Below are 15,678 nucleotides of genomic sequence, written 5' to 3'. Positions count from 1 at the left end.
TATCGGCATAAATGTCCGAAGGCTTGAGCCGGTTGCGTGTGCTCCCCGTTGCTGCGCGAGTTCCATCGGCAAATTTTTCTGAAGACGTGACGCTGACGATCTGCCTTCAGCCGCGTCAGGACTTGCCGTAAACCATGCATCGTCTGCCACGGACGAACCCCTTTTCAGACCATCCATGCAAGTTGCCCCGCTGCCATTCAACGAGAACGATCGACTGCGCGTGCTGCGCAGCCTCGCGATTCTCGATACGCCCGCCGAAGAGGTGTTCGACCGTCTCACGCGAGTGCTGGCGCACATGCTTCATGTGCCGATGGCGCTGATCACGTTCATCGACTCGGAGCGTCAGTGGTTCAAATCGCGCGTCGGTGTGACGGCGTGCGAGACATCGCGGGAAGTCGCCTTCTGCGCACATGCGCTGACGGCCGAAGACATGCTGGTCGTCGAAGACGCGCGCCGCGATCCGCGTTTTCGCGACAATCCGGCGGTGACAGGGCCGATGTCCGTGCGTTTCTATGCAGGCGTGCCGCTGCGTTCCGCGGACGGCTACGTGCTGGGCACGCTGTGCGCAATCGATACCGTCGAACGCAGCCTGTCGCACGATGAACGCGCCGCGATGCGCGATCTCGCACGCACCGTCGAGCGTGAACTGCTCTCGCGCGAAACGGCCGTCTCGGCGCGCGCGTTGCATGAAGCCGATGCCGAAGCCATCCATCGATCCGAAGCGCGCTTTCGCACGATCTTCCAGCAGACGCCGACAGGAGCCGCTATCGTCGATCTCGATGGCGGCTTCATCGACGTGAATCCGCGCCTGTGCGAAATGGTCGGCTATAGCGCCGACGAACTGCTCGCACGAACCTTCCAGCAGATCACCGCAGAAGAAGACCTCGAACACGAGTTGCTCAACGTTGCCGACCTGCTTGCGGGCCGCATTGCAACCTACACGCTGGAAAAGCGCTACTTGCGCAAGGACGGCATCCGGCTGTGGATTCAGCTACATGTGTCGCTGGTGCGCGACGGATGCGGCGACCCGTTGCACTTCATCGCAGTCGTCGAGGATATCGGCGTGCGCAAGGAGAACGAGCGGTTGCAGATCGAACATCGCTTCGCGCTCGAAGAACAAGTCGCACGACGCACCGCTGAATTGCGCGCGCAGAACACGCATCTGCAAGCCGTCATCGACAATGCGCAGGATGCCTATGTTTGTATCGACGACGACGGCAACATCACTGAATGGAACGACGCAGCGGTACGCATGTTCGGCTGGACGCGGCATGAAGCGCTCGGCCGGCCGATGACCGAAACCATCATTCCACCGGAATGGCGCGATGCGCACGTCGCCGGGATGCGCCGCTTCTTGCGCACGAAAGTCGGATCGATTCTCTCCAAGGCAACCGAAGTCTCCGCGCTGCGGCGTTCCGGTGAAACCTTTCCCGCCGAACTGCGCATATCGACCGCGGCAACGGGCGGCGGGCATACGCTCTTCGCTTTCATCACCGACGTGAGCGAGCGCAAGCGCGTCGAAGCGGAAGTGGTCGAAAGCCGCGAAGCGGTGCAGAAGATCACGGATAGCCTGCCCGTCTTGATCGCTTATGTCGACAGGGACCTGCGTTATCAGTTCAACAACGACGGATATCGAAGGCTCATCGGCATGAGCACGGCATCGATGCGCGGGCAAGCGGTGGCCGCGGTCATGCCTGCGGCGCTGTATCGCGCGCTGTTGCCGTCGTTTCGGCGTGCGCTCGCGGGCGAGCGCGTACAGTGCGACGACATCGCGGAGAACGAGGTCAATCATCGCACGTGGAGCTTTTCGCTGGTGCCGGACCTGCGAGGCCGCGAAGTGATCGGCTTCTACATGATGGCGCAGGACGTGACCGATCGAAAAAAAGCAGAGCAACGGCTCGTCGTGCAGGCGATGCGCGATGCGCTGACCGGCCTGCCGAATCGTCGCGCGCTGTCGGCGCAACTTAATCGAGCAATCGCCGCCGATGCGTCTGCGCGGCGGCCCCTCGCCGTGTTCTTTCTCGATCTGGACGGCTTCAAGGCCGTGAACGACGCGCACGGACACGAAGCGGGCGACGCGTTGCTGCAGCAGGTCGGCAAGCGCCTTCAGCAAACCATACGGAGTACGGATTTTGTCGCCCGTCTTGCCGGCGACGAGTTCGTCATCCTGAGTCACGGCGTCGCGGAGGACACGAGCGCCGCGCGCATCGCCGAATCGATCTGCGAGGCATTGCGCACGCCGTTCCATGTGGCGGACCATGTCGTGACGATCGCCACGAGCGTTGGCGCAGTGGTATGGGACGGACGCGCCGCGACGACGCCCGATGCCCTCCTCGCCGCCGCCGACAAGGCGATGTACGAAGTCAAGCGCAAGGGGCGAAACGGTTACAGGATCGCGGCGCGCAGCCGCTGCTCCTTCTGAGTCACGACGTTTCGAACACGCGGCGAAGCGCGTTCGAGAGCGACGCCGTATCGTACGGCTTGCGTAACAGCACGACACCTTCCAGCAGAGGCGCATCGTTCTGTCCGGTCGCGAAGATGATGGAAAGACCCGGCTGCCGCTGGCGCGCGAGAAGCGCGAGTTCGTCGCCGGGAATGTCGGGCAGGCCGATGTCCGTCAGCAGAACGTCCACGTCGCGCTTGTCGAGCAAGGCGAGCGCCGATGCGGAATCGGTCGCCTCGCACACGGCATGACCGAAAGTTTCGAGCAATTCCACCGTGACGGCGCGGATGAGGTCATCGTCTTCAACATAGAGGATGCGCAGCTTCGACGACGCGTCCCCGGCCCCGCGATCCGCGTTCGAATGCAACAAATGACCCCGCTTGACGAATCCATTACCGAGCACGCGACGTATCTTGCGTGCAAGCGCCTCGCGCGAGTACGGCTTGCTCAGTAATTCGACGCCCGCATCGAGCCGGCCGCCGTGGACGATCGAATTCTCCGTATAGCCCGAAGTGAACAGCACCGCAATGCCGGGAATGCGTTCCCTTGCCTTGCGTGCGAGCTCCGTGCTTTTCATCGGGCCGGGCATCACGACGTCCGTGAACAGCAAGTCGATATGCACGCCGCTTTCCACGATGGCCAGTGCGCTGAGCGCATCGTTGGCGCGCAGCACGCGATAGCCCAGATCGTTCAGCATCTCGATGGCCGTGGCGCGGACCTGTTCATCGTCCTCTGCGACGAGCACGACTTCCGTGCCGCCTTCCGCTGCGCTCAGGTCCGCGACCACGGGCTGAACTTCCGCTTCGACGGTGCGCGGCAGATAGAGCCTTACCGTCGTGCCGTGACCCTGTTCGCTATAGAGCTTGATGTGCCCGCCAGACTGTTTGACGAAGCCATAGACCATCGACAAGCCGAGTCCCGATCCTTTCCCTTCCGGCTTCGTCGAAAAGAACGGCTCGTAGGCCTTGTTCATGACCTCGGGCGTCATCCCGCTGCCGGTGTCCGTCACCGCGAGCATCACGTACTGGCCGGGTTCGACTTCGGGATGGCTGTATGAGTACGTATCGTCGAGAACGGCGTTGACGACTTCAATGGTCAGCTTGCCGTGGCCTTCCATCGCATCGCGCGCATTGATGGCGAGATTGAGGATAGCGTTCTCGAGTTGTCCCGGATCGACGAAGGTGTTCCAGAGGCCGCCGCTCATGACGGTCTCGACTTCGATTGCATCGCCGAGGCTTCGCCGCAACATGTCGTCCATTTCGGCGACGAGCCTTGCAAGGCGAACCGCCTTCGGTTCTAGCGCCTGCCGGCGTCCGAACGCGAGCAACTGACTCGCGAGCCGGCCGCCACGGTTCACGCCTGCAAGCGCCTGCTGCAAGCGACGTTCAGCCTTCTCGTTGCCGCGCACGTCTTTCGATAGCAACTGCAGGTTGCCCGAAATCACCTGAAGCAGATTATTGAAATCGTGCGCTACGCCGCCGGTGAGCTTGCCGATGGTCTCCATTCGCTGCGATTGCTGCAGCGCCAGCTCGGTCTGCCGCAGCGCTTCGGTGGCGGCCACGTCCGCGCTGATATCGCGGCCCACGGCATGAATGATGTCGTTATCGGGAACGGCGGTCCATGAAAGCGTGCAGTACCCGCCCTCGCGCCGGCGAAAGCGGTTCACGAACTTCAGGGTGCGCGTGCCTTGAGCGAGGCGCTGCACTTCATTGAGCGTGGGCGTGACGTCATCCCTGTGAACGAGATTCATGAAAGACTGCCCGATCAATTCGACGGGATGCCAGCCGAGCAGATCGGTCCACGCGGGATTCACGGACACGATGGACCCATCGAGCCCTGCAACGAGCATCAGGTCCGTTGAAAGACGCCACATGCGCTCACGATCGGCCGCGCTCTCCGCGACCTTCTGCTCGAGGTCTTCATTGACGCGCTCGAGAAAATGCGCCGCTGTCTTCTGATCGTGGATGTCCATGTTCACGCCGATCCAGCGCGTGATCGCGCCGTCCGCGTTGCGAACCGGCAGCGCCCGGCTCAGATGCCACCGGTACACGCCGTTGACGCCCCGCAGCCTCACTTCGCGTTCGAACGCCTCTTCGGCGCGAACCGCTTCGTTCCAAAGATCGTGCGCGCCGCTTAAATCGTCCGGATGCGTCACGGTCGACCAGCCTTCGTCGCGCAGGCTGCCCTCGGGGACTCCGGTGTACTGATAACTTCGCTCGTTGATCCAGTCGATGCGTCCGGACGCATCGGCCGACCAGACCTGGCACGGCAAGGCCTGCGCGAAGGTGCGAAACCGTTCTTCGCTCTCGCGCACTGCGCGCTGCGCTTCGATGTGTGCGGTGACGTCGTTGCCCTGAACGAAAACGCCCAGGATTTCACCCGCTGCGTCTCTGACGGGCTGATAGCTGAAGTCGAGATAGCGCGTCTCTCCCGCCATGCCCGCATGCCGGTTGAGCCTCACGGGTTCCGCGAGACGCGCGGTCGGCACGCCCTGATAGAAGGCGGCATCGAGCAGTTCGAAGAAGCCCTGACCCGCCACTTCGGGCAGCGCGTCCTTGACGGTCCTGCCGATGATGCCGCGTTCACCGACGAGTTCCATGTAGGCCGGATTCGCGAGTTCGAACACGTGTTGCGGCCCCGTCATCATGGCGATGAATCCCGGCGCTTGTTCGAACATGCGGCGCAGACGTTCGCGATCGTTCTGCAATGCGCGTTTCGCGCGGACCTTAGCCGTCGTTTCAACGACGATGGCCATCACGGCGACCGGCTCGCCGGCCTCGTCGTAGATGGGCGAGTAGTCGAGGTTCATCCACACCTGTTCAGGCACGCCGTTGCGATGCAGCGTCAGTTCCTGGTCCTCGTATCGCAACGTGCCGCCGCGCAGGCCGACCTTCATCACGTTGTCGTTGAAGTCGGCGACTTCGGGCCATCCTTCGCGCACATTCGAGCCGAGCAGCACGGGATGCCGGCCCGCGGCGAAGCCCGAGTAGGCGTCGTTGTAGAGCATGACGCCCGGTTCACCCCAAAGCGTCACGATGGGAACCGGCGACGACATGATGATCGACAGCGTGTTCTTCAGAATGGCGGGCCATGCCGCAATGGGGCCGAGGGGTGTTGCGGACCAGTCACGGGTCGCGATGATATCGGAACAGTTTCCACCTCCCGTCAAGAATGGCGGCATGACTTCGGTATTTTTGGGAGATGTCATCGAGGGAGAAGAGGCGCGGCCTTCGCAGGCGGGATAGTCGAACGATTGTACCTTTGCGTGCGTCTTTGTCCTCACCACCGGCGCCATCGACAGCAATTCTTTAGCGCGAAAAAAAACCCCGCCGTTGACTGAACGACGGGGTCCGGCTTAAAGCAATGCCGCTTACTTGCAGTGACGTTCCCAGTGATGATGAATGCGCACCTTGTGGCAGACCACACGATGATGCGAAGCTGCGAAAGCAGGTGCGATAGCGAAGAACGTGGTGCCTGCAACCAGAGCGGCGAGAACGGCCTTTTTCATGACTTGGCGATGTAGGAAATGAAGGAGGCGTCATGCTAGCAGCGCGAGTTTACGGACTCTTTGCAACGAGCGGCAATATGCATGGATCGTCGCCGTCTTGTCGCGCTGAGGCCACATGGTGTTTCCGACGCGCTCAAGAAATTACCGCTTGTAATGAGTTGCATCGGCGAACCGGTTCGCGCCCGGCAAGGCGGATCATGCAATTACTGCCCCTGACTCACTCGCCCCGCAATATTTACGCAATATTCCGTAACCCGCGCGACATCGCCTGGCCGATTCCCTGGCAATTCTCCGTGCTTTAATCCGCGCTCCGATGCGTCGACAGATCGATCGGAGAGCCGGTCCGCGTCGTCGCGCAGTCATGCGAGCGGCACGCCGACCGACGCACAAGCCATCATGGAGAATCACAGTGAAGAAATCTTTTATCGCTTCTAATGCGTTCAGAACGCTTGCGACGCTGACCGCGCTCGCGACGATTGCAAGCACGGCTCATGCGCAAAGCAGCGTGACGTTGTACGGCCTCATCGACGCGGGCCTCACCTATACGAACAATCAGGGCGGCTCGCACAACGTTCAGGCGACGAGCGGTTCGGTCAACGGCAGCCGCTGGGGCCTGCGCGGCTCCGAAGATCTGGGCGGCGGCCTGAAGGCCATCTTTACCCTGGAGAACGGCTTCAACATCATGACCGGCAAGCTCGGTCAGAATAGCCGTGAGTTCGGCCGTCAGGCCTTCGTCGGATTGTCGAGCAATCGCGCGGGCGCAGTGACGCTCGGCCGTCAATACGATTCCGTCGTCGATTATCTCGGCCCGCTCGCTCTGACCGGCACGCAATACGGCGGCACGCAGGCGGCGCATCCGTTCGATAACGACAACCTCGACAACTCGTTTCGCATCAGCAACTCGGTCAAGTACCAAAGCCTGAACTATGCGGGCTTCAAGTTCGGCGGTCTCTATGGCTTCTCGAACGATGCGGGCGGCTTTGCGACGAACCGCGCGTATAGCGTGGGCGCGTCGTACAACTATGGCCCGCTGAACGTGGCGGCAAGCTACATGCAGTTGAACAACGCCGGCGCGACACTGAACGCGAGCGGTGCGGTCAGCGATGACGCGACCTTCAGCGCGGCGCGTCAGCGCACCTTCGGCGCCGGCGTCAGCTACGCGTTCGGTCCTGCGCAGGCGGGCTTCGTGTTCACGCAGACGCGCCTCGACGGCGCAACGGGCATCGGCGCGTCGGCATCGGGCACGACCAACGGCATCACGCTCGACGGCGGCAGCGCGCGCTTCACGAACTACGAAGTGAACGGCCGCTACAACCTCACGCCCGCCTGGTCGCTGTCGGGTGCGTACACATTCACCGACGGCCATCTCGAAGGCGTCGATCCGAAGTGGAATCAGTTCAGCCTGCAGACCGCCTATGCGCTGTCGAAGCGCACCGACGTCTATTTGCAGGGCGTGTATCAGCACGTGAGCGATGTAGGCGATTCGGGCATCACCGCGGCGATCAACGGGCTGTCGGCATCGTCGTCGAACAGTCAGGTCTCCGCGACCGTGGGCCTGCGTCATCGCTTCTGATGCGATGACACCGTAACCCGTGAGCAATGGCGGGCGCATCGCGCGAGAGGCGATGCGCCCGCGCTCTCATCATCGAACTCATGTCACCGATGACGAACCTACCGGAAAGCCTCGCGCAAATCCGCGAACTCAATCTCGCCTATCTGCTGCTTGCGCGGCGTCTGCTGCATGAGGACAGAATCATGGCGATGTATCGGCTCGGCCTCGACGATACCGCCGCACGCATCATATCGACGCTCACCGCTGCGCAAACACGACGCCTTTCCGAATCGACCGAACTCGTGTGGCAGTTCCGGATCGACGATGTCAAGCTGCTCTCTACATTGATCGACGGCCATCATGTGAAGCCGCTCTCGCATCTGCATGTTTCCATCGTCCTCGGGGAGGAAGCGTGCAAGCGCAGATCGTGACCGCCAACGCCACGCGTGCGTCCATCGCCGGCAGGAGCATCGTCGCGGAAGTGCGGGAGATCATGCTCGCTGAAGAGCTGATCCGGCTCGGCGCGCGGCTGCAACTGCTAGAAGCCGAGACGAAGCTCTCGCGTGACCGCTTGCTGAAGCTCTACAAGGAAGTAAGAGGCGTATCGCCGCCTAAGGGCATGCTGCCCTTCTCGGCCGACTGGTTTCTGACGTGGCGTCCGAACATTCATTCATCGCTGTTTCATTCGATTTTCAGGAACGTCCATCCGCTCGTCGCCGATGCCGACGAGCGCGCCACGCTGCGTGCGCTCATCGAGAGTTATCGGCTCTACTTGCAGACCGTGCAGGCGCATGGCGAGGAAGCAGTGCTGAGCTTCACGCGCGCTTGGACGCTGCCGCGCTTCTTCGATGCAGGCGTGCTTCACCTGAACGCATGCATGCGATGCGGCGGCCGCTTCATCGGTTATTCATGCGACGACTTCACATGCGGTCTGTGTCAGCCGCCATCGCGAGCGGGCAGGCTCTTATAGTTGGATGGAAAAGTGTAAGGCTTGGAAAGGATCGACAGGCTCAAGCGCCCGAAGCATGCGCCGTTATGCCGGACTGACAAAACGCTTTCCAAGAGGCACGCGATGCAGATCGGCAGTTCGACTTCAATTCCTTACGCGGGCAATGTCGAAGCGCCCGTGCGGCGCGACGCCGACGCCGACGCCGCGAGTCAAGACACATCATCCGAGACTGCAACGACAACGCCTGAACCGGCGGTCTCATCGATCAGGCAGTTCGCGTCCGGTGCGCTGGGCCTCGACAGCCCCGGCACGCCGAGCGACGACGCCAACGAGTTTTATACCGCAGGGAAATGGGTTGCGGCCGCAGTCACCGTCGGCAAAATCATTTCGTTGTTCGTATGATGCGCGCAAATAATCGATAACATCCGGTAAGAACTTCGTTACCTGCAACGCTTCTTGCCTGATTGACCACCGATTCACTGAGCGAACATATCGTTGCGCGCCGCGTGCAGCGTCAACATCGCATGCAGCCGTTTCTCAACGATAACCATCCAGCTCATGCACGCTCCTACTCATCGAAACTTCGTTCAATCTCCAATGCGCGCCGCGCTCGCGGGCATCGCACTCATGCTGCCGGTGTTGCACGCATCGGCTGAAGACCTGCCGGATGTCTGCGCCGCACTCAAGAACATCGTCGCCGCCGAATCCTTCACGACGCTCGGCAAGCACGCCGCGCTGATGCCCGCGGGATCGCCTGAACAGGGAACCTGCCGTGGCAGCCGTCACGTCTACGATTGCCGCTGGAAGGCGCACTGGGCCGCAGACGGCGTGGTCGCGGACCCGCTTCAGGAACTCGGCGCCGATATTGCTGCATGCTTTCCCGACGTGCGCCACGACGTCAACACGGCGACGCGTCAGCACTTCGTCGTGCGCGACGATGCGGCACGGCTTACGGCCAGTCTGACAGCGAGCATCGACGGTCCTTCTTCGCTGCGCCTGCGCGTGGTGCGCTAAGTGCATGCGCGCGCGCCCGCACTTCATGCGATGCCTTGCCATCGCCGCATGCGCGAGCGCGATTCAGGGCTGCACATGGACGCTTCTCACCGCCGCCGATACTGCCGGCTCGCTGGTGCAGGCGGGCATGTCGGTGGCGTCGAAGTACTCGTCCCCCGATTACGTCACGGGTGCGCCGGCCTCGCTGCGATCGGTCTGCATCGAACTGAATCAGACGATGCCCGCTGGCGATATCGTGCCGGTGCTGCAATTAGCCTTGCAGCGTCGCGGCGTGGATTCGATGGTTTATAACCCCGGCACGTCCCCGCCCGGCTGCGAGGCGATGCTCGTCTATGCAACGACGACGAGCTGGGCAAACCCGAGCTTCAGCGACGACCCCAAAGCGTATCTGTCCGCGATCGATCTCACTTTGCTACGTCAGGGACGCGTGCTGGTCACGGCCCGCTATCAGTCGCACGCCTATACGCTCGACCGTTTTTCTGGCGCGCAACAGAAGGTGGATGCGCTCGTCGGCAAGATGGTGGCCGCTCGCGGACCCTAGTTCCTTTCCATGCCTTTCACGAAGCGAGGCTTGTCCGCACGCGATGCTATTCTGCACCGGCCTCAGGATGCGTCCTCGTTTCCGGCTCGTCTTGCGGGCGCAGGCGAGCCGGTCTTTTTCGAGCGGTCGAGCTTAGCGCACGAGCTTTGCGCGCAGCATCGCAATATCGTCGTCGCCGAGCGACAACCCGCGCACGAGGTACTCGTTCAATGTGCCGAACCGCTTCTGAAGTTCATCGAAGGCCGCTTCGATGGTCGTGCTTTGCGCCTGATGCAATGGCGCGACGACCGCCAGCGGAACGCCCAGTCGCGCCGCATGCGCCGACATGCGCACGGCAATCTGCGCCTCCGCCACGACGTTCGTCATCAGATAGTCCTGAATGATGACATCGAGCGGCACGTCGGCGATGGCGAGAATCAGCGCGGCTGCCCAGCCGGTTCTATCTTTGCCCGTCGCGCCATGCACGACTTGCGGCCCCGCCTTGTGTGCGAGCCGCTTTAGCAATGCGCCGAACTGCACGCGAGCGAGCGGATCGGCGATCATCTCGCGCTGACGGTCGATCATCCATGCGCGTGCGGCGGCGGCATCGTCAGGATTTGCAGCGGACACATCGATGGGTGCAATCTCATGCGTCTCGCGCGATGCACCCGCAGGCACGCGATCGGGCGCGAGCGTTGCCTCGCTCAGCGTGCGCAGATCGTGAATCGTGTACAGCGACAGACGCTGCATCGCGAACATGTCCGCATCGTTCGCATTGAGCGCTCCGGAGCGATAGAACACGCCCTGACGAAGACGGCGGCCATCGGCAGTCGGATAACCGTCACCCGTGCCGGCCATATCGCGGAAATTCTCGATGGACGTCATGTGCGGCGCTTCGGGCGCGGCGCCGCTGTCGCTTGCGCCGCCGCACGCGGAAAGAACGCTTGCACCGGCGCCGCCTAAGAGCAGGACGCCCGCACTGCCGCGCAGGAAGCCGCGACGCGCTCGCGATATGGATGATGATGTAATGGACATATCGTTTCGTTATTCTTACTACTTGGTCGATCGTGCAGGCGCGTCCCGATCCGCCACGACGATACGCACCGTCAGCCCGCCACCCGCCGCATTGCCGATCTCGCATCGCCCGTCGAGTTCACGTGCGAGCCGTGCGACGATCGCAAGGCCGAGGCCGCAATGTCCATCGCCGCTGCGCGCCGGATCCAGGCGGACGAACGGCCGCATCGCGTCTTCGATACGCTCGTCAGGAATGCCAGGACCGTGATCGCTTACTTCGATCAGCCACGCATCGTCGAGACGCGCGGTACGAATCTCGACTGGCGGCTCGCCATGTTCGAGCGCATTGTCCACGAGATTCGTCATCAAGCGGTCGATGACCGTGCGCGGCAGCCGGAAGGCATCGCCTGCTTCGAGCGATAGTGCGAAGAGCGCATCGCCGCCGTCATCGGGAGCGGGAAACTGCTCGGCGATGAACGCGTCGACATGGCTCACCGAAGTATCAGCCGGCGCGCGTGCGGCAAATTCGAGGAACTGCTGGACGATGCGCGTCAACGAATCGATATCGCGCAGCGTATCCTTGCGCCCGCCCGAGGCATCGTCCTGTTGCACGCTCGCGCGCAAGCGCAGACGCGTGAGCGGCGCCTTGAGATCGTGCGCGACGCCCGCGAGCATCACCGTCTTGTCGTCCTCGGCATCCGACACGCGACGCATCATCCGGTTGAATGCGCCGATCAGTTCGCGCAACTCGCGCGGGCCTTTCTCGTCGACGGGCGCGGGACGCTCGCCGTCGCCGAAGCGCCGTGCAGCCTGCGCGACGCGCGCGAGTGGCCGCTGCAATTGCCACGTCGCGATCAGCGACAGCAGCACGGCCCCCAGCAGCATGACGACCGACTCCGCAACGAACGGCGCGGGATGCGGCACGTCGATGGGCGTGACGATCCAGAAGCTGCTCGATGGATACCGCACCCACAGGCGAGACATGTCCTTCGCATCCGTGTCGACCGCGATGCGCGTGCCAGTCGGCAGGCCCTCCGCCAGCTGGCGCGCAAGATGCGCGTGACGCGTGCCGACCGGCGCATGCAATACGACGGGCTTCGGCATGTTCCACACCGGCACGGTATGCACATGCATTGCACGCGCGAGGCGGCCATCGAGCGCTGCATCGCTATGTGCCGCTTCGAGCACGAGCAGCAGTCCGCGCGCATAGCCATCGGCTTCGTTGCGCCTTCCCTGATTCATCAGTATGGCGAACCATCCACTCTGGACGATCAACAGCACGACAATCGAAATCAGCGCGGTACGCCCGAAGAGCGTGTTACAGACGCCCGCCGCGCGACGGCGCAGCCATTCAAACACCGCCTGGACGCGCATCGAACGCGGCGCCGTCGATATCGGGCACGAACACATAGCCCTGGCCGCGCACCGTCTGCACGTGACGCGGGTTAGAAGGGTCATCCTCGATGATGCGGCGCAGGCGCCAGATCGGCACATCGAGCCCGCGATCGCGATAGGAGAGATCGTCGCCGCGCAGCAGATCGTGAATGAGCACGCGCGAAAGCACCTTGTACGGATGCTTCATGAATATCTTGAGCAACGCGAATTCGCTGTCGCGCAGCGCGATGCGCTCGTCGCCACCGACCAGCGAACGCGTGACGAAATCCAGTTCGAAGCGGCCGACGCGTTCTCGCGCGCACGGCTCGGGACGGCTCGGCACAATCGCGCGACGGCGCAGCACCGTCTCGATGCGCGCAAGCAGCTCGCGCGGATCGAAGGGCTTGGCGAGGTAATCGTCCGCGCCCGACTGCAGGCCCGCGATCTTGTCGTTCACGCTCGCGCGCCCCGTGAGCAGGATCACCGGGATGTCGTCGCCGCCTGCCCGCAGCATGCGTAATGCACGCAGGCCATCGGTGTCCGGCATCATGATGTCGAGCACGACGATGGACGGCCGCTCCAGTTCGAGTCGATGCGCGAGCCCGCTTCCATCGTGCAGCACGGAGACCTGCACGCCGCGTTCGTGCAGAAAGCGGCGCAACAGATCGCGCACCACGGAATCGTCGTCGACAATGAGAACCGAAATAGCCATCCCGAAATTGTAATGGCGAGCCCATGAAACAGGCGTCTTTCGCAATAAGCGATGCCATTACCGATTCTTACGAACGCTCACGGCACGTCACCGCGAAAGAATCGGAAAGTATTTCGTATCGCGATTTCCGCGACGCCGCGCATAGAATGCGGCGCATGACTCAACATGTATTGATGGTCGATGACGACCCCGTGGTGCGCGACCACGTGCGCGAATATCTGCAAGGCCACGGCTTCGCCGTGTCGGTGCTGCACGACGGCGCAGCCTTGAAACGCAGCATCGAAGCCGAGCGGCCATCGCTCGTCGTGCTCGACGTAATGATGCCCGGCAAGGATGGGATCAATGCACTGCGCGAGCTTCGCAGCGCGGGCGAGGACGTGCCGGTTATCTTGCTGACCGCTCGTTCGGATGTGATCGACCGCGTGATCGGCCTCGAACTCGGCGCCGACGATTACCTATCGAAGCCCTTCGATCCGCGCGAATTGCTTGCACGCATACGCTCGGTGTTGCGACGCCGCCATGTCGATGCACCCGGCGCGCCGGAGATACGGCCCGCGTATCGCTTCGGTCCGTTCGAGATCGACTTCACCGCACGCGAATTGCGCCGTGACGGTGCGCGTCTGCCGCTGCGTTCGGCGGAATTCGCGCTGCTCAAGATTCTCATCCGGCATGAAATGGTCGTGCTCACGCGCGCGCAACTCAACGAACGCATGCGCGGCAACAGCGCGCATCGCGATCGCAGTCTCGATGTCGCCATCTGGCGGCTGCGGCGTCTCATCGAAACGGACCCGTCCGAGCCGCGCTATGTGCAAACGGTGTGGGGACGTGGCTATATTTTCGTGCCGCACGGCGATCCGGGCGCGGCCGAGCACGCCCCGCCACTTTGACGCGCTCGCGGTTCAGAACGTGAGCACGCTCATGAAGAGGCGCTGTAGCCAGCCCATCGTGGTCGAGTCCGCGAGCATGCCGACGCCGGCCTGTTCGATACGGGCGTTCGCCACCTTGTTCGAAGCCACATAGTTACCTGCTTCGACATCCTTAGGATTGACGATCCCCGAGAAGCGCAGACGGTCCTGATTGCCGCCCATCGCAATGATCTTGTCGCCCGCCACGACGAGATTGCCGCCGGGCAATGTGCCGATGACCGACACCGCGAGCGTGCCGTCCATCGCGCTGATGTTCGATGTGCTGCCCGATCCGTTGAAGCTCGTCGATGCGGAGCCGACGTTGAAAAGCCGCGCGAGGCGCGCGGCTGCACCCGTGGTCTTGTCGGCGGCTTCGGCGCTGATCGAGCTTTCGCGGCTGGCTTTTGCATCGGCGGTATTGCTGCCGCGATAGGACTCGGAGAGGCGAATCGCGAGCACGTCCCCCACTTTTTGCGCACGCGGCGTCTCATACAACGAGTAAGCGCTGCCTGACTGAAAGATCGCGCCTTGCGTGTTGACGTTGACGGGCTGCGAGACACTCGGCGCGAACGTCGGCATCTCGACGATCGATCGCGACGAGGACGAAGTGGATGAGCAAGCGCTAAGCGCAAGCGCCGCGGACGCGACAAGCGCAATTCTCATGATGTGATGTTCCTGTTCAGGGCGCATCCGCGGCAGCCGCGCGCCATTGTTCGGTGAGCCGCGCGAGCCACGCTTCGTGATCTTTCAGGCGATAGATGACGCGCGCCGTCGCCGCGCCCGCGTTTGCTTCGAGCGTGATGGTGCTTGCGGCGTTTTCCCAGACGTACCGCGTGTAACCGTGCTCGCGCCTGACGCGGCTCGCGCCGTACTTCAGCGCGAGCGCATCGGCGAAGTCGCTCGCAAGGCGGGCATCGAACACGAAGGACATGCGATAGAGACGCGGTTCGCTTTCGCCCGGCATCGCGGCGAAGCGCATGACGTGATCGAACGAAGGCGCGCAATCGACGACCGCCTGCGATGGCCGCCACCCCTGCTCTGTCCGATGCGCCCACTTGCACGCGATGGAAACGCTATGCGGATCGCTCAGCTCCATCCCTAGAGAGGCGGCTTCGGGGTCGGTCGTGCAGACCGCGAGACTGCCGGCCGGAAGCGCGCGTGCATGTTCGTGACGTCGGAAGTCATCGAGCGATACGCCCAACTGCAGGCCTCGAAATGCGTAAGGTCTCTCCGCGTGCGCGAGCAGCGGCAGCATGATGGCTGCAATGAGGACACGCGCCGCGATACGTCGCAAGTGAATGTGCATGTCAGTCGATCGCAGCGGCACAGGCATCGAAAGGCGTGGCCGCCGCATGACCGACGACGGGCACGATCTTCAGCGTCGCGGATGTCAGGCGGCATGGCAGCGCGGCAACCGCGCAGCCGTCGAACATGAAGGGGCACGCTGCAACGATCGCGCACAGCAGCGCGGATTGGATGCGCATTTGCATGAATCGCTCAGGCCGTGGTGTCGATGGTATTGCCGAGATGCGGTGGATTGGCGGGCGTCGTTGGCGCTGTCGTGGACTTCGCGGTGCCTGCGCTGGTGGCGGCATTCTGGCTGCGCTTGATGGGCAGCGTCGATGCGCTTGCCTGCGTCCTGTGCGTGGCGAGTGGGTTCGTAACGTTCATGCGGTGCGCTCCTTGG

The 15,678-nt window shown here is 62.8% G+C and carries 16 protein-coding genes; 8 read left to right on the top strand and 8 right to left on the bottom strand.

The window, feature by feature from the left end; translation table 11 throughout:
- Window positions 1-175 precede the first annotated feature (175 nt).
- Window positions 176-2,422, top strand: coding sequence for a PAS domain S-box protein (locus tag P9220_RS21865; RefSeq protein WP_309767635.1), 2,247 nt, complete (start codon window positions 176-178; stop codon window positions 2,420-2,422).
- Between the two features lies 1 nt (window position 2,423).
- Here the strand turns inward: P9220_RS21865 and P9220_RS21860 are convergent, their stop codons facing one another.
- Window positions 2,424-5,624 carry a PAS domain-containing protein gene (locus P9220_RS21860; protein WP_309767633.1) on the bottom strand — a complete coding sequence of 1,067 codons (3,201 nt, stop codon included), beginning with the start codon at window positions 5,622-5,624 and terminating at the stop codon, window positions 2,424-2,426.
- 751 nt (window positions 5,625-6,375) lie between these two features.
- Here P9220_RS21860 and P9220_RS21855 point away from each other — a divergent pair.
- The 6 genes from P9220_RS21855 to P9220_RS21830 all read left to right on the top strand — a co-directional run bounded on the left by P9220_RS21855 (window position 6,376) and on the right by P9220_RS21830 (window position 10,007).
- Complete coding sequence (locus P9220_RS21855; RefSeq protein ID WP_404980323.1) at window positions 6,376-7,524, top strand: porin; 1,149 nt, start codon at window positions 6,376-6,378, stop codon at window positions 7,522-7,524.
- A gap of 89 nt (window positions 7,525-7,613) precedes the next feature.
- On the top strand, window positions 7,614-7,934 hold the full coding sequence (gene flhD / locus P9220_RS21850; RefSeq protein WP_309767632.1) for a flagellar transcriptional regulator FlhD: 321 nt from the start codon (window positions 7,614-7,616) through the stop codon (window positions 7,932-7,934).
- A 23-nt stretch (window positions 7,935-7,957) separates the two neighbouring features.
- On the top strand, window positions 7,958-8,473 hold the full coding sequence (flhC, locus tag P9220_RS21845) for a flagellar transcriptional regulator FlhC (protein WP_309768232.1): 516 nt from the start codon (window positions 7,958-7,960) through the stop codon (window positions 8,471-8,473).
- 102 nt (window positions 8,474-8,575) lie between these two features.
- Window positions 8,576-8,854 carry a hypothetical protein gene (locus tag P9220_RS21840; RefSeq protein WP_309767630.1) on the top strand — a complete coding sequence of 93 codons (279 nt, stop codon included), beginning with the start codon at window positions 8,576-8,578 and terminating at the stop codon, window positions 8,852-8,854.
- Between the two features lie 156 nt (window positions 8,855-9,010).
- Window positions 9,011-9,466: a hypothetical protein gene (locus tag P9220_RS21835; protein WP_309767629.1), complete on the top strand. Its 456-nt coding sequence runs from the start codon at window positions 9,011-9,013 to the stop codon at window positions 9,464-9,466.
- A gap of 4 nt (window positions 9,467-9,470) precedes the next feature.
- Window positions 9,471-10,007: a hypothetical protein gene (locus P9220_RS21830; protein WP_309767628.1), complete on the top strand. Its 537-nt coding sequence runs from the start codon at window positions 9,471-9,473 to the stop codon at window positions 10,005-10,007.
- 132 nt (window positions 10,008-10,139) lie between these two features.
- On the opposite strand, the gene P9220_RS21825 is transcribed toward P9220_RS21830, so the two are convergent.
- The 3 genes from P9220_RS21825 to P9220_RS21815 are packed head-to-tail and all read right to left on the bottom strand — an operon-like array spanning window position 10,140 to window position 13,086.
- Window positions 10,140-11,021, bottom strand: a complete 882-nt coding sequence (locus tag P9220_RS21825; protein ID WP_309767626.1) for a tyrosine-protein phosphatase — start codon at window positions 11,019-11,021, stop codon at window positions 10,140-10,142.
- A gap of 18 nt (window positions 11,022-11,039) precedes the next feature.
- Window positions 11,040-12,374, bottom strand: a complete 1,335-nt coding sequence (locus P9220_RS21820; RefSeq protein WP_309767625.1) for an ATP-binding protein — start codon at window positions 12,372-12,374, stop codon at window positions 11,040-11,042.
- The gene (locus P9220_RS21815; protein ID WP_309767623.1) at window positions 12,352-13,086 is read right to left on the bottom strand and encodes a response regulator; all 735 of its coding nucleotides are present in this window, start codon (window positions 13,084-13,086) and stop codon (window positions 12,352-12,354) included. The genes P9220_RS21820 and P9220_RS21815 overlap by 23 nt, the downstream gene beginning before the upstream one ends.
- Window positions 13,087-13,241: 155 nt before the next feature.
- Here P9220_RS21815 and P9220_RS21810 point away from each other — a divergent pair, with 155 nt between their 5' ends.
- Window positions 13,242-13,973 (top strand): response regulator, encoded by a 732-nt coding sequence (locus P9220_RS21810; protein ID WP_309767621.1) that lies wholly within the window; start codon window positions 13,242-13,244, stop codon window positions 13,971-13,973.
- 12 nt (window positions 13,974-13,985) lie between these two features.
- On the opposite strand, the gene P9220_RS21805 is transcribed toward P9220_RS21810, so the two are convergent.
- The 4 genes from P9220_RS21805 to P9220_RS21790 are packed head-to-tail and all read right to left on the bottom strand — an operon-like array spanning window position 13,986 to window position 15,662.
- Window positions 13,986-14,654, bottom strand: a complete 669-nt coding sequence (locus P9220_RS21805) for a flagellar basal body L-ring protein FlgH (RefSeq protein WP_309767620.1) — start codon at window positions 14,652-14,654, stop codon at window positions 13,986-13,988.
- A gap of 16 nt (window positions 14,655-14,670) precedes the next feature.
- Window positions 14,671-15,297 carry a hypothetical protein gene (locus P9220_RS21800; RefSeq protein ID WP_309767619.1) on the bottom strand — a complete coding sequence of 209 codons (627 nt, stop codon included), beginning with the start codon at window positions 15,295-15,297 and terminating at the stop codon, window positions 14,671-14,673.
- 1 nt (window position 15,298) lies between these two features.
- Window positions 15,299-15,481, bottom strand: coding sequence for a DUF6726 family protein (locus P9220_RS21795; protein WP_309767617.1), 183 nt, complete (start codon window positions 15,479-15,481; stop codon window positions 15,299-15,301).
- A gap of 7 nt (window positions 15,482-15,488) precedes the next feature.
- Entirely contained in the window at window positions 15,489-15,662 is a 174-nt protein-coding gene (locus tag P9220_RS21790) for a hypothetical protein (RefSeq protein ID WP_309767616.1), read from the bottom strand.
- Window positions 15,663-15,678: the final 16 nt, after the last annotated feature.

The sequence above is a fragment of the Caballeronia sp. LZ016 genome (genome assembly GCF_031450805.1).
Classification (GTDB): Bacteria; Pseudomonadota; Gammaproteobacteria; order Burkholderiales; family Burkholderiaceae; genus Caballeronia.
This window is presented reverse-complemented; position numbering and strand designations above follow the sequence as displayed.